The sequence below is a fragment of the Plantibacter sp. MMLR14_011 genome, from assembly GCF_001865025.1.
Classification (GTDB): Bacteria; Actinomycetota; Actinomycetes; order Actinomycetales; family Microbacteriaceae; genus Plantibacter; species Plantibacter flavus_A.
Genome location: NZ_MJGW01000083.1, coordinates 1 through 18,242, shown reverse-complemented (window position 1 = coordinate 18,242; position 18,242 = coordinate 1). Strand labels below are relative to the sequence as shown.

Sequence of the window (18,242 nt, the reverse complement as noted above, 5' to 3'; positions counted from 1 at the left end):
AGCGGGTGCGGCTCAGGGGGCCGGGGTGCGCGACCGGGTGGGGACCGACGTCCGCTCACCGCCAGCGGTACTCGAGCTCCGGGCGCCCAGGCGTGCCGTAGCGCGGCGAGCGCTCGACGGCGCCCGTCTCGGCGAGGTACTCGAGGTAGCGCCTCGCCGTCACCCGCGACAGGGACCCGGCGGCCGCCGCCTCGCTCGCCGAGAGCGGTCCGGCCGCCTGCCGGAGGAGGTCCGAGACCAGACGCAGGGTGTCCTCCGAGAGGCCCTTCGCCAACTGCGGACGGGAGGACGGCGCTCGCAGCGTGGCGAGGGTGAGGTCCACCTCCTGTTGGCTCGCGACCGAGCCCTCCGCCGACATCGTGTGCCGGAAGGAGCGGTACGCCTCCAGTTTGTCGGCGAACGCGGGGAACGCGAACGGTTTGATGAGGTATTGGACGATGCCCGCCGAGACCGCCGCCCGGACGATCCGGAGATCACGGGCCGCGGTGATGGCGATGACGTCGACGTCGATACCCGCCGTCCGGATGCGTCGGCACAGCTCGAGACCGTGCGCGTCCGGCAGGTTGAGGTCGAGCAGGACGAGGTCGATCCGGTCGTCGGGGGAGCGACCGGCCGCGGTGGCCCGAAGCGCCTGCATCGCGGTGGCCGCATCGCCCGCCACACCGGCGAGCTCGAAGCCCTCCACGCGGCGCAGGTAGGACGCGTGGGCCTGCTGGGCGATCGGTTCGTCCTCGACGACCAGGACCCGGATTTGCCCGCTCATGTGCCTGCCTCGTCGCGGACCCCGACCGCGGCCGGCAGCGTCACGACGAACGCCGAGGACGGCTCGCGGACGACCTCGATCGTGCCATCGAGCCGTGTCACGGCCTGGTGGACCAGCGCGAGACCGAACCCCCGACCGTATCGGCCGGGCTCCTTCGTCGACCAGCCGCGCACGAACGCGACGTCGAGCGCCTCCGGGGGCAGGCCCGGTCCGCTGTCGGTCACCTGGATCACGAGCTCCGTCGTCTCGGCGTCGGCGGACCGCCCGGCGCCGAGCTCGTCCGGCAGCCCCTGTCCGAGGTAGACCTCCACCCAGGGGCGATCGCCGGCCGCCGCGTCGATCGCGTTGTCGATGAGGTTGCCGAGGATGGTGACGATCACGGCCGGGTCGACGCGCACGCGTCCGAGCGCCGGGTCGCTCTCGAGGTGCAGCTCGACCCCCTGCTCGGCCGCCTGCGCCGTCTTGCCGAGCAGCAGGGCCGAGATCACCGGCTCGTGCTCCGCCGCGAGCACGCGGTCGGTCAACCGTTGACTGGCTCCGAGTCCCTGCGCCGCGAGGTCGAGCGCCTCCTCCCGCCGGTCGAGCTCGATGAGCGAGACGATCGTGTGCAGCCGGTTCGCGAACTCGTGGGTCTGCGAGCGCAGGGCGTCGCTCATCGTCCGCATGGACGCCAGTTCGCCGCTCAGGTGTTCGATCTCGGTGTGGTCGCGCAGCGTCATCACCCAGCCACGCGGGTGCGGGCCCGCCGTCTCGCCCGGACCGACCGCCGACTCCTGGTTCACGACGAGCACGTGCTCACGTGTGAGGTGGATCTCGTCGACGGCCTGACGCCCGCTTGCGAGGAGCTCCCGCAGGCCGACGTCGATCGGCAGCTCGTCGACCGGCACCGCGCCCGGGGAACGCTCACCGAGCGGCAGCCCGAGCAGTTCGGCCGCCTGGTCGTTGACGAGCACGAGACGGCGGTGTCGGTCCACGAGGACGAGCCCATCGCGCACCGAGTGGAGCACCGATTCGTAGTAGTCGAACATCCTGGCGAGGTCCTCAGGTCCGCGCGACCCGGTGACCCGCGCGAGGTAGCGGCGGAGCGTCCAGGAGCCGATCGCCCCGACGACGAGCACGAGCAGGGCCGTCCCGAGCAACCACGGCACCCGGGTCTCGAAGGTCTCGGACACGTTGCTGACCGTGACCCCCGCGGCGACGAGGGCGACGACCTCGCCGGCGCCGTCACGGATCGGTGCGACGGCGCGGACCGAGGGGCCGAGCGTGCCCGTGTACGTCTCGGTGAAGGTCCGTCCCTCGAGCGCCGGTCCGATCGTGCCGATGAACGGCTTGCCGATCTGGTCGCGCTCACGGTGCGTGTACCGGGTGCGGTCCGGAGCCATGATCGTCACGAAGTCGACGCCGGTGTCGCGCATGAGCGCCTCGGCGTACGGCTGGAGCGCGTCCGACGGGCGTTCCGAGCCGAGCTGCGCGACGACGTAGGGGTTGTCCGCGACGCCGTTCGCGACGTCGAGGCACTTCGCGACCGCGCGGTCCTCGGTCTCGGTACGGGCCTGGAACCAGAGCAGGACACCGGCGACGAGTGTCATCGCGACGACCGCGACGAGCTGAACGAGGAAGAGCCGCGAGGCGATGCTCCTGGACCGACCGGCCATCGTGTCACCTCCGTCTGCTCCGTCGCGTCGACCCCTCAAGTATCGGGGGTGACGAGGGCCTCAGGCGTCGCCGACCGCGACCAGTACGACCACAAGCGGTCACTACGACCACAACCCGGCCGATCCGCCGACGTGGTCGCAGCATGGGTCGATCGACCACCCGCTGCCGCACTGACGCGGCCGACGAAACGGATCCGGAATGGCAATGACGCTCTCCTCCCTGAAACGGCTGGACAAGACCCACTACCTCTACCTCGCGGTGATCGTCGCGGTGCTCGCCGGCATCGTCGTCGGCCTCGCCGCCCCGGAGTTCGCGAAGGGACTCAAACCCATCGGCGACGCCTTCGTGGCGCTGATCAAGATGATGATCGCCCCGGTCATCTTCTGCACCATCGTGATCGGCGTCGGGTCGATCGCGAAGGCCGCGACCGTCGGCAAGGTCGGCGGGCTCGCGCTGCTGTACTTCATCGTGATGTCGACCTTCGCCCTCGCGATCGGCCTCGTCGTCGGCAACCTCATCCAGCCGGGCGCCGGCTTGAACCTCGCCGAGACGAGCTACCAGGTCGAGGGGGAGGCCAAGAGCACGACCGAGTTCATCCTCGGCATCATCCCCACGACGCTCGTGTCCTCGCTGACCGGCGGCAACATCCTGCAGGTCCTCTTCGTCGCCCTGCTCGTCGGCTTCGGGCTGCAGAAGATGGGGACGACGGGTGAACCGATCCTGCGCGGCATCAAGCTCATCCAGGCGCTGGTGTTCCGGGTGCTCGCGATGATCATGTGGATCGCGCCCATCGGCGCCTTCGGCGCGATCGCCGCCGTGACCGGGTCCGCCGGTGCGAGCGCGCTCGTCGGGCTGGCCACCCTCATGATCGCGTTCTACATCACCTGCGCGTTGTTCATCGTCGTCGTGCTCGGCGGGGTCTTGCGCCTCGCCACGGGCTTCAACATCTTCAAGCTCATGAAGTACCTCGGCCGTGAGTACCTCCTCATCGTCGGCACCTCCTCCTCCGAGGCGGCGCTGCCGCGACTCATCGCGAAGATGGAGCACCTCGGTGTCTCCAAGCCGGTCGTCGGCATCACCGTCCCGACGGGCTACTCCTTCAACCTCGACGGCACCGCGATCTACCTCACCATGGCGTCGATCTTCATCGCCGACGTCATGGGCGTCCCGATGAACCTCGGGGAGCAGATCTCGCTCCTCGTGTTCATGATCATCGCGTCGAAGGGCGCCGCGGGCGTCACCGGCGCCGGTCTCGCGACCCTCGCCGGCGGGCTGCAGGCCAACCGGCCCGACCTCGTCGACGGGGTCGGCCTCATCGTCGGCATCGACCGCTTCATGTCGGAGGCGCGTGCGCTCACGAACTTCACCGGCAACGCGGTCGCCACGATCATCATCGGCACGTGGGTGAAGGAGGTCGACCGGGTGCAGGTCGGTGAGGTCCTCTCCGGTCGCTCGCGGTTCGACGAGGCGACGATGAGCGTCGACGACCACACGGGCGCGGTGGCGGTGGCGAAGCGCTGAGGCATCGGCACGTCGACAGGCTGAGGGACCGGACAACCCGGTCCCTCAGCCTGTCGCTCCCGGACCCTGAGCCTGTCGAAGGGTGCTCAGTTGGCCGGTGAGTCGACGATCGGCTTCGACGGCGGGGTGTCGCCCTCGAGCACCGCCTCGTCCACGGCGGTGGTCGAGTGTTCCGTACGCGGAGCGATCCGGAACAACGGGATCGTGTAGCCGCAGATGGGGCCGATGAGCACGGCGAAGACCACCGTTCCGATGCCGACGTTCCCGCCGAGCAGCCACCCGATGCCGAGGACGACGAGCTCCACGCCCGTGCGCCCGACCCAGATCGGCCAGCCGGTGACGCGGTGGATGCCGGTCATGAGGCCGTCTCGCGGGCCGGGGCCGAAGTTGCCGCCGATGTAGAGGCCCGAGGCGACGCCGAGGAGGAGCAGTCCGCCGGCGAACAACAGGATGCGCCCCCACAGGTCGAGGTCTGCGGGGATGAACGCCAGCCCGATGTCGGCCGATGGCCCCACGAGGAGGACGTTCAGGACGGTGCCGACACCCGGCCGCTGCTTGAGCGGGATCCAGGCGAGGAGCACGAGCCCGCCGACGATGATCGTGATGAGTCCGAAGCTCAGGCCGGTCCGCAGGTTGAGTCCCTGAGTGAGGACGTCCCAGGGGGCGACCCCGACGGCACCGCGCACGATCATCGCGATGGCGATGCCGTACAGGAAGAGGCCGATGAGGAGTTGGAGCACACGACGGGTCATGGTGGACAATCCAATTGCACGATTGGCTTTGGCGCTAGAGGCCAATCTGGGTATCGTGGTTCAATGGCTTCCATCACCCTGAGTGCCCGATCGCTCGCCGCCCTGCTCGGGCAGTGGAAGACCGCTGCGCCCGCATACCGCGGTCTCGCCGACCGAATCCGACTCCTCGTCCTCGACGGACGCATCCCGGTCGGTACCCGTCTGCCGGCCGAGCGGGAACTGGCCGATCGGCTCGCGCTGAGCCGCACCACGGTCACCGCGGCGTACCGCGAACTGCGCGAGGCGGGCTACCTCCGCAGCATCCGCGGTTCTGGCAGCGTCACCCTCCTGCCGTCGGCACCCACTGCGCTGGCTCCCGTGCCACAGGGCGGGTTCCTCGACTTCAGCAAGGCGGCCGTCCCGCCGTGCCCTGAGATCATCGACGCCGTGGCCACCGCCGCCGCAGAGCTGCCGCGGTACATGCACGACTTCGACTACGACCTCGTCGGCATGCCCGAGCTCCGGCAGGCCATCGCCGACCGCTACACCGCGCGCGGCCTGCCCACCGACCCCGACGAGATCATGGTGACCGTCGGGGCCCAGCACGCGATCGCCCTCATCGCCCGCACCCTGCTCAGCCGAGGCGACCGCGTCCTCGTCGAGATGCCGAGCTATCCCCACGCCTACGAGGCGCTCCGGGCGGCCGGAGCCAGGCTCGGCGCGGCGACCGTCTCCTCGGAGACCGGCTGGGACGTCCGCGAACTCGAGCAGTGGTTCGAGCGCACGAGCCCCGCGATGGCGTACCTCATGCCGGACTTCCACAACCCGACCGGGGCGTCGATGCCGCTCGAGACCCGCCGACGGGTCGCCGCAGCCGCCGAGCGGCACGGGACGGTGCTCGTGATCGACGAGACCACGGCGGAACTCGACATCGACCGGCCGACGGACCAGGGGCTCGACGGCACGCCGTTCGCTGCTCTCGAGGGTGCGCCGGTGTCGATCATCACGATCGGTTCGGTGGGCAAGACGACCTGGGGCGGGCTCCGCATCGGGTGGATCCGGGCCGAGCGCGGCACGATCAGGAAGCTCGTCTCGGCACGCTCGCTGGGCGACCTCGGCACCCCGATCCTCGACCAGCTGACCGTCCAGCAGTTGATGCCGGCGATGGACGGCATCGTCGCCCGGCGCGGGGTCGCGCTCGGCGAGACCCGCGACCGGCTCGTCGACCTCCTGGCCGACCGCCTCCCCGAGTGGACCGTGCCGCGGGTCGACGGTGGGATCGCCACCTGGGTGAACCTCGGCGAGGCCGCGTCATCGCAGCTCTCGCTCGCGGCGCGGAGTCACGGGCTCGTGATCGTCGCGGGGCCGCGGTTCGGCATCGACGGTGCGTTCGAGCGCTACCTGCGCATCCCGATCAGCTATCCGTGGGCCCAGACGGAGCAGGCGGTCGAGCTGCTGACGCAGACGTGGCACTCCGCGATGTTCGGGCACGTGCCGGCCCTGGACTACCTCGAAGACGTCGTCTGACCTCGTCGCCGACGAGTGTGACACCGCTCCACACGCAGTGCTTGTGCGTGCCGTGTCCAGCCTCCGCGCGAGACCGCCGTCGGACGGGTGCGCGGTGACATAATTACAGCGTCCGCACCTCTCGCAACAACCGAAAGCGGCTCCGTGCACCTGCTCTCCGTCCTCAGCATGAAGAACCGCGCGTTGATCGCGCTCGTCACCATCGTGGCAGCCGTGTTCGGCGTCCTGGCGGTGGGCGGCCTCAAGCAGGAGCTCATCCCGTCGGTCCAGTTCCCGCAGCTCGCGATCATCACGAGCTACCCGGGTGCGGCACCCGAGGTCGTCAACGACGACGTCTCGACCCCGATCGAGACCGCGATCCAGGGCGTGCCCGGTATCGAGTCCACCTCGGCGACGTCGAGCACGAACTCGAGCCTCATCAGCGCGACCTTCACCTACGGCACGGACCTCGCCACCGCCGAACAGAAGATCACCCAGGCGATCAACCGCATCAAGTCGACCCTGCCCGACACCGTCGACCCGCAGGTGGTCAGCGGCAGCATCGACGACCTCCCGGTCATCCAGATCGCCGTGTCCGGTGCGGCCGACCAGGACTCCCTGGCCGAGGTGCTCTCGAGCTCCGTGGTCCCCGACATCAAGGACGTCGACGGCGTCCGCGACGCGGCGATCGTCGGCGAGGTGGGCAAGCGGGTCACGATCACCCCCGACGACGCCAAACTGGCCCTCGCGGGGCAGACCAGCCGGGTCATCGGGACGACGCTGCAGCAGAACGGCTCCCTGCAGCCAGCGGGCGACATCACCGAAGGCGACAAGACGTTCTCCGTCCAGACGGGCACGAAGCTCACCTCGGTCGACGACATCGCCGCCCTGCCGATCACGGGCGCCTTCGCCGCCGACGGCTCCGTCCTGACCATCGGCGACGTCGCGACGGTCGCCCTGAGCGACGACCCGATCACCTCGATCTCCCGCGTCGACGGCGAGCCGGCGCTCACCATCGCCGTCACGAAACTGCCCGCGGCGAACACCGTCGAGGTCTCGCAGGGCGTGCGCGACATCCTCCCCGAGCTCGAGCGCACCATCGGGTCCGACGCCAAACTCACCGTCGTCTTCGATCAGGCGCCCTACATCGAGCAGTCGATCGAGTCGCTGACGACGGAGGGGCTCCTCGGTCTGGTCTTCGCGGTCCTCATCATCCTCATCTTCCTGCTCGACGTCCGCGCGACGATCGTGACCGCCATCTCCATCCCGACCTCGGTGCTCATCACCTTCATCGGTCTCCAGGTGGCCGAGTACTCGCTCAACATCCTCACGCTGGGTGCGTTGACGATCGCCATCGGGCGCGTGGTCGACGACTCCATCGTCGTCATCGAGAACATCAAGCGGCACCTCTCGTTCGGCGACAACCGCACGGGCGCGCAGCGCGCCGGATCGATCCTGAGCGCCGTCCAGGAGGTCGCCGGAGCCATCACCGCGTCGACCGTCACGACCGTGGCCGTGTTCCTGCCCATTGCCTTCGTCGGCGACGTCACCGGCGAGCTGTTCCGACCCTTCGCCCTCACCGTCACGATCGCGCTGCTCGCGTCGCTCCTCGTCGCGCTCACCATCGTGCCGGTGCTCGCCTACTGGTTCCTGCGTTCTCCGAAGGCACAGCGGCTCGCGGCCGCTGCCGCAGCCGAGGAGGCCTCGGCCGACGCGAACGCCGAGCCGGTGCGGAGCCGACGGGAACGCCGAGTCAGCGTGCAGGACGAGGACGACCTCGCAAAGCCGTCGAGGCTCCAGCGGGCGTACCTCCCGATCATCCACTGGACGCTGAAGCACTCGGCCGTCACCCTGCTCCTGTCGCTGCTCGTGCTCGGCGGAACGATCGCGCTGATCCCCTCGATGAAGACGAACTTCCTCGGCGACTCGGGCCAGAACACGCTGACGGTCACACAGACCCTCCCGGTCGGCACGAGCCTCGACGCCCAGGACGCGGCGGCGAAGCAGGTCGAGACGAAGCTGCGCGACATCGACGGCATCGACACCGTCCAGCTCTCGATCGGGTCGAGCGGGAGCTCCCTGCGCGACGCGTTCTCGGGCGGCGGCGGTGGAGCCATCACCTACTCGATCACGACCAGCGAAGACGCCGACCAGACGGCACTCCAGAAGACGGTCCGCAGGGACCTTTCCGGGCTCGACGACGTCGGCGAGATCGAGGTCGCCGCGTCCGCGGGCTTCGGTGGGTCGAGCGACATCGAGATCGACATCACCTCCGCACGGCAGAGCGATCTCGCGGAGGCCGCCGAGGCGATCCAGCAGGCCGTCACCGGCCTCGACGGCCTCGACCAGGTCACGAGCAACCTCAGCGAATCGCGACCCTACGTCCAGGTGGCCGTCGACCGCGACGCCGCTGCCGCTGCAGGGTTCAGCGAGGTCGCGCTCGGCGCGTACGTCTCGCAGCTCATGCAGCCGACGACGGTGGGCTCGATCGTCATCGACGACACCACGCTCACCATCTACGTCGACGCCCAGGACCCGCCGACCACCATCGACGCCCTCGCGGCGACGGAAGTCCCGACCGCCACCGGCCCGAAACGCCTCGACGCCCTCGCGACGGTCTCGCAGGTCGACGGACCCGCGTCGATCTCGACCGTCAAGGGCCTTCGCTCGGCCACGATCAGCGCGACTCCGGGCAGTGACAACCTCGGCACCGCCAGTGCCGAGGTGCAGACGGCGATCGACGACGTCAAGCTGCCCGCCGGCACCACGGCGACCCTCGGGGGTGTCACGGCATCGCAGAGCGACGCCTTCGGCCAGTTGGGCCTCGCGCTCCTCGCCGCGATCCTCATCGTGTACGTCATCATGGTCGCGACGTTCCGTTCGCTGCGGCAGCCGCTCGAACTCCTGGTGTCGGTGCCGTTCGCCGCCACCGGTGCGATCGGCCTCCAGGTGATCACCGGCGTGCCGCTCGGTGTCCCGTCCATCATCGGCGCGTTGATGCTGATCGGTATCGTCGTGACGAACGCGATCGTCCTGGTCGACCTCGTGAACCAATACCGGCGACGCGGCATGACGGTGGTCGAGGCGGTCGAGCACGGCGCGGCACGCAGACTCCGCCCGATCCTCATGACGGCACTCGCGACGATCTTCGCGCTCACCCCGATGGCGCTCGGTGTCACCGGGCACGGCGGGTTCATCTCGCAGCCGCTCGCGATCATCGTGATCGGCGGGCTTGTTTCGTCCACCGTGCTGACGCTCGTCGTCCTGCCGTCCCTCTACAACCTCGTCGAGGGGTTCCGCGAGCGTCGCGAGCAGCGGCGGGTTGCAGCCGAGCCGAAGCCGACAGCGCGCACGGTCGCCGCGATCGAGGGGCCGCGGGCCGCGACGGTCCCCGCTGAGGAACCGGCCCTCGTCGGCGCCGGTGGTGGAAGTGCTGCAACCGTGGCCACCGCGCCTGACGCGTCCGTTCCGTCGGCCACGGCGGACGCGGCTTCGGCGGACGCGGCTCCAGATGCCGCCGCTCCCGCTGGCGCGGAACCGGCGGAGGATGCCCCGATCGATTCGGTTCCCGCGGACGCCGGACCGGCCGATGCGGTTCCCATGGACTCGGATGCGGCACCCGAGCCGCAGGTCGCTGCGCCGAGTGAGCCGGCGGTGGATCGACCGATGACGCGCCCGGCTGCGCACGAAGCCCACGAAGCCCACGAAGCCCACGAAGCTCACGAGGTGCACGGGGCGCATGTGGCGACGGGTGACGAGCTGCCGCGCACCGAGGCGATCACCCTCCCCGACGCGGTCTCCGACGCCCCTGCGGACGAGGTCGCGCATTCCGGCGAGCACGCCGCCCCAGCGGCGGAGCCTGAGCCGGACGCGCAGGCTGATGCTGATGCGGTCGCTGAGCCGGTCGCTGAGCCTGAGCCGGTCCTGGAGCCGGGGCCAGCGGCGGAGTCCGAGCTCCCTGCTGAGTCTGAGCGAGCTACCGAGTCCATGCCGACGCCCGACACCGAGTCGACGCCAGCCGCTGAGTCGGCGTCCGATGCCGATACGGCACCCGCTACCGAAGCGTCATCGGGCACCGAACGGCCGAAGCGCCGCCGCGCGCAGTGGCCGTGATCGACCACCTGCCGCTGGGTCGCTGAGCTGCGGCTCGCGCGGATCGACACGAAGCCCTCGGGAACGCCGTCACCGGCGCCCGAGGGCTTCGTCGTGTGACGCCCGACTCAGCGGAGATCGCCGACCGCGCCGGTGACCGCCCGCACGACCCCACCCGACTGCACCAGTGCGGTGACCGCCTCGATCTCGGGGGAGAGGAACCGGTCGGGACCGGGACCCGTGACCTGCTCACGCACCCGGCGGAGCACCGCTCCCGTGCCGACGGCCGGCTCGAGCGGGCCGCGCAGGTCGAGGCCCCGGGCTGCCGTCATGACCTCGATCGCCAGCACCCGGCTGAGACCGTCGATCGCCCTCCGGAGCTTCCGCGCCGCCGCCCAACCCATCGAGACGTGGTCCTCCTGCATCGCGGAGGACGGGATCGAGTCGACGGACGCCGGGTGCGCCAGGCGTTTCAGCTCGCTCACGATGCCGGCCGCCGTGTACTGGGCGATCATGAGGCCCGAGTCGACACCGACCTCGTGTGCGAGGAACGGCGGGAGGCCGTTGCTCCGGCTCCGGTCCAGGAAACGGTCGGTGCGGCGCTCCGACATGGACGCGACATCCGCGACGGCGATCGCGAGGAAGTCGAGCACGTAGGCGACCGGGGCACCGTGGAAGTTCCCGTTCGACTCGACGCGTCCGTCCGGCGTGAGCACCGGGTTGTCGACGGCACTCGCGAGCTCACGCTCGGCGACCGTCGCGGCGTGGTCGACCGTGTCCCTGGCGGCACCGTGCACCTGCGGGGTACAGCGCAGGGAGTAGGCGTCCTGCACCCGGGTGCACTCGGGACCCCGGTGGCTCGCGACGATCGGGGAGCCGTCGAGCAGCAACCGCAGGTTCGCGGCGCTCTCGGCTTGACCCGCCTGCGGGCGCAGGGCCTGCAGGTCCGCGGCGAACACGGCGTCCGTGCCGAGCAGGCCCTCGACGCTCATCGCCGCGGCGACATCGGCGGTGCGCAGGAGCATCCGCAGGTCGTCCACGGCGAGCGCGAGCATCCCCAGCATGCCGTCGGTGCCGTTGATGAGCGCGAGCCCCTCCTTCTCGGCGAGCTGTGCCGGGACGAGGCCGGCGTCGGCGAGGGCGTCGGCTGCAGGACGACGGCGTCCGTGCGAGTCGGTCACCTCGCCTTCACCCATCACCGCCAGCGCGCAGTGCGCGAGGGGCGCGAGGTCGCCGGAGCAGCCGAGCGACCCGTACTCGCGCACGACCGGGGTGATGCCGGCGTTGAGCATCGCCGCGTAGGCGCGGACCGTCTCGACCCGCACCCCGGTGCGGCCCGTCATGAGCGTCGAGAGCCGCAGCGTCATCAGGGAACGCACGACCTCCCGCTCGACGACGTCACCGCTGCCGGCGGCGTGCGAGCGGACGAGACTCGCCTGCAACTGCGAGCGGCGTGCCGGCTCGATGAACGTGGTCGCGAGCGCACCGAACCCGGTTGAGATCCCGTAGTGGGGCTCGGGGTCGGAGGCGAGCGCTTCGATGATCCGACGGGATGCGGCGACGTCGTCGAGGGCCTCGCCGTCGAGGTCGATCCGAGCGCCGTGCCGGGCGACGGCGACGACCTCGTCGATCGACAGCGGTCCGGTGCCGAGGGAGACCGAGGTCGGACCGACGGGCTCGGGATGCGGGCGACCGGAGGTCGTCGGGTCGCTGGTGGTCGGGGTCGCGCCGGGCTGGATGTCCATGTTCCGATCGAACACCCGGACGCCGACCGCGGCGGTGCGCGTAGAGTCGTCCGTGTCTGGGATGACAGACATGGACGACCAGGCGGCCGCGCCCGAGCCGCGGAGACGAGGTCAACGGTGAGTCAGGTCCCGGCAGCCGACGCCACTCTGCGCGTGCTGAGCCATCTCGCCGGAGCCCGCGGCCCGCTTCCGGCCGCGGCCATCGCCTCGGCACTCGACCTCCCGCGATCGACGGTCTACCACCTCCTCAGCGTGCTGCAGGAGCACGGCTTCGTGGTCCACCTGCCCGAAGCCCGTCGCTACGGGCTCGGGGTCGCCGCCTTCGAACTCTCCGGCGGGTACGCCCGGCAGGAGCCGCTCAGCATGCTCGGGCGCCCGTTGCTTGCCGAGCTGGTCGACCGGGTGGGTGAGAGCGCGCACCTCGCCGTGCTGCACGGCCGGGATGTGCTCTACATCGTGGACGAGCGTGCCCCGCGTCGGCCGCACCTCGTCACCGATGTCGGTGTGCGCCTCCCGGCTCACCTGACCGCCAGCGGCTGCGCGATCCTCGCCGCGCTCCCGGCCGGCCAGCTGCGCGCCCTGTTCCCCGACCAGGCGGCGTTCGTCGACCGCACCGGCCATGGGCCGAAGCGGTACCGGGAGTTACGACAGGTCCTGACCCAGACGACCCAGGACGGCTATGCGCGCGAGGCGGGCGGGGTGACGCTCGGGCTCGCGAGTGTCGGGGTGGTCGTCCGCGACCACACGGGGTGGCCGGCGGCGGCGATCGCGGTCACCTACGACGCCGATGCGGGACTCGATCCGGCGTGGCTGGCCCGCGAAATCCAGCCGGCGGCCGCCGAGCTGTCGCGGCGGATCCGAGGTCGCTGAGCGCTCGGCGGAGCGGGCGGAGCGGGCGGGCGGTGCGGCGGCTCAGGAACCGTGGTCAGGCGACCGAGCGCAGGATGAGCTCGAGCAGTGCGGTCGCATACGCGTCGGGCGCCGTCGCGGCGCTGAACCGTCGCAGTTCGCCGCCGAGCTCGACCACGACGGTGTACGCCTCGGCGTCGCCCAACGACAGGAGGACGTCGAGTTCGTCGTCGAGCGTCGGCTCGCCGTCGGTCGGCGCAGCCGGGGACACCGCGCGTTCGAGCGACCGGAACGAGCCGCGCAGCAGAGCGCGCAGCTGGTGCTCCGACGGCAGCCAGAGTGTCTCCTCCTGGTCGACGGAGTCCAACGCCCACTCGGTCGTCCCGTTGAAGCCGAAACTGCGGCCACCCGGGTGTTCGTGCACCTCGACGGTCATCTCGCTCACCGTGAACACGTCGCCGGCGAGCTCGCCGCCGTCGATGGTGAAGCGGTCGCCGGGTTCGGGGGTCCAGCGCAGGCCGGCGGTGCGGAGCGCTCGGGCGAGGTCAGCGGAGATCATCAGTCCAGTATCGCCGACCACCGTGCGATGCGGCTGGCAACCCCTCGATTCGGACGGAACCCTGTGCGAGGGTGGATGGACTCTTCGAAGGGTCCGATGATGCCCGCACCTGATGATGGCCTATCCGGTCGCTTCCCTGCGCGCGGCCGCGTGACCACACGACGGTTCGAGGGGACGACCGGGATGCAGGAGGCGTCGGGCGCGCTGCGATTCGTGGACGTGGACCCCGATCGGTTCTCGATGACCGTCGACTCGGTCATGCTCGGCGAGTATGTCCTCCATCGCAACACGGTCGGGCCCGGGACGTTCGACGTCCTCGCTGACGCCTACGGGCTCGATGAGCCGGTCGCGACGATCGTGATGCTCATCGAGGGTGCGGCCAGCCTGGTCCACGGCCGACAGCAACTCGACCTGCTCCCCGGGACCGGAACGCTCACGGAGGGCGCCGAGACGTATCGGACGACGATCCACGACCACGCGACCTATCTGTACGTGTTCGTGCCGATGCGTGCGCTCCGCCGCCTCGGCATCGCCCCGACGAGCGCCCTCGGCCCGTTGGCGCCGTCGCCGCTGCTGCGGGGGAGCGCCGCGTTCCTCGTGGAGGTCATCTCCGCGTTCGAGCCGATCGGCGGCGCCGCGCAGCTCAGACTCTGCCGGGTGATCGACACGATGCTCGCGACCCTGTACGCGGAGAACGACCTCTTCCGCGCCGAAGGTGAGGCCGGACGGGTTCCGCTCCGGCTCCGGATCATCGAGCACATCGCCGCGTCCTTCGCCGAGCGGGAGCTGCGACCGGAGACGCTGGCGCGTCGCTTCAACATGTCGACCAGGTCCCTGCAACGGGTGTTCGAGGGCTCGGGAACGAGCGCCGCGGGCGAGATCGCCGAGCGGCGGGTGCAGCTCGCGCTCGCCCTCCTCTCGGACCCCGATCACCGAGGCCTGTCGATCGCCGAGGTCGCGGCCCGCTGCGGCTACCACTCGCAGGCGCACCTCCGTCGAGCGGTCGTCGCGCACACCGGGCTCAGCCCGAGCCAGTTCCGGGAGCAGACGAAGGCGGAGGACGCCTGACGTCGCAGCGTCGTCAGGCCGCCGGATCAGCCTGCGGTACGCCTGCTTCGACGCGGGGCCGTCAACCAGGGACGCAGCAGCCTCGTGACGAGCGGCAGGAGCCAGTAGGTCATGATCGGCGTCAGGATGAGCGTCGAGATGAGCACGTGGAGGAACACGCCGAGCGGTTCCCAACCCGGCACGAGCGCCGTGACGAGGAGGGTGAAGACGAGGTTGAGCGGGAAGAAGCCCAACCAGATGCTCACCGCCTGCTTCCAGCGCGGCGGTGCCGGCGGGATCGGGTCCGGGTCGCCGGAGAGCTCGGCCTCCTCGACGCGGAGGATCCCGTCGGGCGCGTCGAACCACCCCTCGATCCCGCTGCGCCGTTCGACGCGGGACTGCTCCATGAACTCGCGGCCGCTCGAGAGCCACCAGGCGCGTTCCTTCGACTCCTCCCAGTCGGTGAGCGTCTGTTCGTCCGCGAAGCGGTACAGCATGTACCAGACGTCGCTCTCGGCACCCGCGCGCACCCAGCCGGAGCCGAGGAAGCCGGGGTACCGGTTCGCCAGGTTGATGCCCGCCTGGACCCAGATGGTGGCCTCGGAGATCGACGCCGGGTTGACGCGTCGCTCGATCGAGACGGTGATGGGATCGTGTTCCATACGCCCAGTAGACCGCACTCGTGTTTCGATCTCGTGTCCCACCGCAGCCGCCGTAGAGTCGAGGCATGGCGACTCCTGACTTCGTACTGGCCCTCCGCGAGCGGATCGGGCACGCGCCCCTCTGGTTGACCGGGGTGACCGCGGTCGTCCTCCGCGGTCTCGGGACCCCCGAGGCCGAGGTCCTGCTCGTCCGGCGACAGGACAACGGGGCGTGGACACCGGTCACGGGGATCATCGACCCGGGCGAGGAACCCGCGGTGGCGGCGGAACGCGAGGTCCTCGAGGAGGCGGCCGTCGTCGCCGTCGCCGAGCGTCTCGCCCAGGTGCAGGTGCTCCCGCAGAACGTCTACGACAACGGCGACATCACGCAGTACATCGACCTCGTGTTCCGATGCCGCTATGAGTCGGGCGAGCCGTATCCGGCCGACGGCGAGAACTCCGAGGCGCGGTGGTTCCCGCTCGACGCCCTGCCCGAGCAGGTCTCGCAGAACTTCCGCACCCGGATCGCGCTCGCCGCCTCCGACGAGCGCGAGGCCCGCTTCACCCGCTGACGTCGCCCCACCTGCCCGCGAACTGTCACTTGAGGTCGGTTCTGTGGCCCCGGACTAGCCGTTGGTGACAGTTCGCGGGCTGGAGGGGGTGGCGGTGGCTGCGGCGATGGCGTCGGCGGCTCGGACGAGGGTGAGGTGCGAGAGCGCCTGCGGGGTGTTGCCGACCTGCCGCGCCTGCTGCACGTCGTACTCCTCGGAGAGCAGTCCGAGGTCGTTGCGGAAGGACAGCAGCCGGTCCATCAGCTCGCGGGCGTCGTCGAGTCGGCCCGAGGCCGCGTACTGCTGCACGAGCCAGAACGAGCACGCGAGGAACGGGTGCTCGTCGCCCGGCAGACCGTCGACCCCGCTCGTGGTGCGGTAGCGCAGGAGGAGACCGTCCTGGAGGAGGTCCTCCTCGATCGCGGCCACCGTCGCGAGCATGCGCGGGTCGCCGGGCGCCACGTAGCCGATCTGCGCGAGGACGAGCAGGGACGCGTCGACCTCGGTCGTCCCGGCGTGCTGGACGTAGCACCCGCGTGCGTGGTCGACGTTCTCGCGCTCGATCGTCTCGCGAAGGGTCTCGCGCAGGGCCTCCCAACGTTCGACGGGCCCGTCCAGGCCGTGCTCGCGGACCGCGCGGACGCCGCGGTCGAGCGCCGCCCAGATCATCGCGCGCGAGTGGGTGAAGTGCTGCTCGTCGCCCCGTACCTCCCAGATGCCGCGGTCGGGGCGGTTCCAGTGCTCCTCGAGGACGCCGAGCAGGGCGCGCTGGAGGCTCCACGAGAAGTCGTCGTCCGCGAGACCGACCGCGCGTGCCTCGTCGAGGGCGATCATCACGGACCCGAAGACGTCGCCCTGGTACTGCGTGTAGGCGCCGTTGCCGACGCGCACCGGGGCGGCACCGAAGTAGCCGGGGAGGCTGTCGAGCTCCTCCTCCACAAGGTGGCGTTCGCCCGCGAGGCCGTACATGATCTGCAGGTCGTTCGGATCACCGGCGATCGCCCGGAGGAGCCACCTGCGCCAGTCGTGCGCCTCCTCGGTGAAGCCGTGCTGCATGAGGGCTTCGAGGGTCAGCGAGGCGTCGCGCAGCCAGACGTAGCGGTAGTCCCAGTTGCGGACGCCCCCGAACGACTCCGGCAGGCTCGTGGTCGCGGCGGCGACGATGCCCCCGGTGTCCTCGTGCGTGAGGGCGCGGAGGACGAGCAGCGAACGCACGACCGCCTCCTCGTACTCGGCGGCGGGATCGCAGCGGGACGCCCAGTCGCGCCACCAGGCGATCGTGTGGTCGATGCGCGATCCGACGTCGACCGGGTCCGGCACCTCGCGGTGCGACGGGTACCAGGTGAGGGTGAGGTCGACGGTGTCGCCCGCGGACACCTCGACGGTCGCCGAGTGGGCGTGATCGGACGCCGTCAGGTGCACACCGCGGACCACGACGGCGTCGGGGCCGGCGACCGCGACGATCCCGGAGCCGTCCGGGAGCTGCCGCACCCACGGGATCGCGTCGGCGTACCCGAAGCGGAGGCGCACCTCGACGTCGACCGCGACGGTGCCGCTGACGCCCTCGATGCGCCGGACGACATCGGCCCGGCGGTCGCCGTGGGGCATGAGGTCGGTCACGCGCACCTGGCCGTCGGGGGTCGTCCAGACGGTCTCGAGGACGAAGGTGTCGTCGAGGTAGGCGCGGCTCGCCGTCGCCCGCGCGTCGGCGGGCCGGACCGTCCAGCACCCGTGGTCTTCGGTGCCGAGCAGTGCACCGAACATCGAGGGCGAGTCGAACCGGGGGAGGCACAGCCAGTCGATGCTGCCCTCCGACGACACGAGCGCGGCGGTGTGGCAATCGCCGATGAGGGCGTAATCCTCGATGGGGCTGGGCATGCACCCATGCTGCCACGCCGCCGTGCCCCTCCCTGGGAGTGATGCTCCGTGACTTCTCAGGAGGGATCGGGTAACGTAGGTGAGTCGGCTCGAGACACCGCGTTTGTACCGCGGAGGGTTATGTCAGTCTGGTGGGCCGGTTTCGTCGGAGAGAACTCCGCGAACACACACATGATGTGGACGGCCCCGGCCAGTGATCGCCCGGGTATGAGCATGCCGCAGCGCAGCCGAGGTTTCGGATGGCGCTGTGTGAGTCATGCAGGTTGTTCATGCGAACGAGTTATAACCCGGAAAGCATTTCTCCATGCCCAAGAACAACACCCCCGCCGGCAAACGCCCGGCCAAGAACTTCGACCCCAAGTCCAAGTACGGCGAGAACAAGCGACCCTTCGGCTCGCGCCCCGGCGCGAAGTCCGGCAGCAAGAGCGAAGGCCACCGCGGCTACCGTCCCGACACCGGTGGGGCGCCGCAGAAGTCCCGCTGGAACGCCGACGAGCGCGCCGAGCGCGCCGCCCGCTTCGAGTCGGAGGAGCGCGGTGACCGCGCACCCCGCGGTGACCGCAACGAGCGCCCCGCGTACAACCGTGGTGGCGACCGCAACGAGCGTCCTGCGTACAACCGTGGCGGCGACCGCAATGAGCGTCCTGCGTACAACCGTGGTGGCGACCGGAACGAGCGTCCTGCGTACAACCGTGGTGAGCGG

Annotated in this window: 12 protein-coding genes and 2 pseudogenes; 7 read left to right on the top strand and 7 right to left on the bottom strand. The window is 70.5% G+C overall.

Features of this window, described 5'->3' with window-relative positions:
• Window positions 1-55 precede the first annotated feature (55 nt).
• Complete coding sequence (locus BIU99_RS17710; protein ID WP_071262404.1) at window positions 56-763, bottom strand: response regulator; 708 nt, start codon at window positions 761-763, stop codon at window positions 56-58.
• Window positions 760-2,418 (bottom strand): sensor histidine kinase, encoded by a 1,659-nt coding sequence (locus BIU99_RS17705; RefSeq protein ID WP_071262403.1) that lies wholly within the window; start codon window positions 2,416-2,418, stop codon window positions 760-762. Before BIU99_RS17705 ends, BIU99_RS17710 begins: the two co-directional genes overlap by 4 nt.
• Before the next feature lie 199 nt (window positions 2,419-2,617).
• Between BIU99_RS17705 and BIU99_RS17700 the strand changes: the two genes are divergently transcribed.
• Window positions 2,618-3,940, top strand: a complete 1,323-nt coding sequence (locus BIU99_RS17700) for a cation:dicarboxylate symporter family transporter (RefSeq protein ID WP_071262402.1) — start codon at window positions 2,618-2,620, stop codon at window positions 3,938-3,940.
• An 86-nt stretch (window positions 3,941-4,026) separates the two neighbouring features.
• On the opposite strand, the gene BIU99_RS17695 is transcribed toward BIU99_RS17700, so the two are convergent.
• Window positions 4,027-4,692, bottom strand: a complete 666-nt coding sequence (locus BIU99_RS17695) for a YitT family protein (RefSeq protein ID WP_071262401.1) — start codon at window positions 4,690-4,692, stop codon at window positions 4,027-4,029.
• A gap of 63 nt (window positions 4,693-4,755) precedes the next feature.
• Between BIU99_RS17695 and BIU99_RS17690 the strand changes: the two genes are divergently transcribed.
• On the top strand, window positions 4,756-6,198 hold the full coding sequence (locus BIU99_RS17690) for a PLP-dependent aminotransferase family protein (RefSeq protein ID WP_071262400.1): 1,443 nt from the start codon (window positions 4,756-4,758) through the stop codon (window positions 6,196-6,198).
• A gap of 144 nt (window positions 6,199-6,342) precedes the next feature.
• Window positions 6,343-9,507, top strand: a pseudogene (locus tag BIU99_RS17685) (efflux RND transporter permease subunit); the annotation flags it as partial.
• 890 nt (window positions 9,508-10,397) lie between these two features.
• On the opposite strand, the gene hutH reads toward BIU99_RS17685, so the two are convergent.
• Entirely contained in the window at window positions 10,398-12,086 is a 1,689-nt protein-coding gene (gene hutH / locus BIU99_RS17680) for a histidine ammonia-lyase (protein ID WP_254773650.1), read from the bottom strand.
• Between the two features lie 45 nt (window positions 12,087-12,131).
• On the opposite strand from hutH, the gene BIU99_RS17675 reads away from it, so the two are divergent.
• On the top strand, window positions 12,132-12,884 hold the full coding sequence (locus tag BIU99_RS17675; protein ID WP_071262398.1) for an IclR family transcriptional regulator: 753 nt from the start codon (window positions 12,132-12,134) through the stop codon (window positions 12,882-12,884).
• A 55-nt stretch (window positions 12,885-12,939) separates the two neighbouring features.
• On the opposite strand, the gene BIU99_RS17670 is transcribed toward BIU99_RS17675, so the two are convergent.
• Window positions 12,940-13,422 carry a hypothetical protein gene (locus BIU99_RS17670; protein ID WP_064294230.1) on the bottom strand — a complete coding sequence of 161 codons (483 nt, stop codon included), beginning with the start codon at window positions 13,420-13,422 and terminating at the stop codon, window positions 12,940-12,942.
• Between the two features lie 150 nt (window positions 13,423-13,572).
• Between BIU99_RS17670 and BIU99_RS17665 the strand changes: the two genes are divergently transcribed.
• Entirely contained in the window at window positions 13,573-14,490 is a 918-nt protein-coding gene (locus tag BIU99_RS17665; RefSeq protein ID WP_175484431.1) for an AraC family transcriptional regulator, read from the top strand.
• Window positions 14,491-14,516: 26 nt separating this feature from the next.
• Here BIU99_RS17665 and BIU99_RS17660 read toward each other — a convergent pair whose 3' ends face one another.
• Complete coding sequence (locus BIU99_RS17660; protein ID WP_064294232.1) at window positions 14,517-15,131, bottom strand: hypothetical protein; 615 nt, start codon at window positions 15,129-15,131, stop codon at window positions 14,517-14,519.
• A gap of 65 nt (window positions 15,132-15,196) precedes the next feature.
• On the opposite strand from BIU99_RS17660, the gene BIU99_RS17655 reads away from it, so the two are divergent.
• Window positions 15,197-15,682 carry an NUDIX domain-containing protein gene (locus BIU99_RS17655; protein WP_071262396.1) on the top strand — a complete coding sequence of 162 codons (486 nt, stop codon included), beginning with the start codon at window positions 15,197-15,199 and terminating at the stop codon, window positions 15,680-15,682.
• Between the two features lie 54 nt (window positions 15,683-15,736).
• Here the strand turns inward: BIU99_RS17655 and BIU99_RS17650 are convergent, their stop codons facing one another.
• Window positions 15,737-17,599, bottom strand: a complete 1,863-nt coding sequence (locus BIU99_RS17650) for a glycoside hydrolase family 15 protein (protein ID WP_256374765.1) — start codon at window positions 17,597-17,599, stop codon at window positions 15,737-15,739.
• A 244-nt stretch (window positions 17,600-17,843) separates the two neighbouring features.
• Between BIU99_RS17650 and BIU99_RS17645 the strand changes: the two are divergent.
• Window positions 17,844-18,242 (top strand): annotated as a pseudogene (locus BIU99_RS17645) (ATP-dependent helicase); the annotation flags it as partial.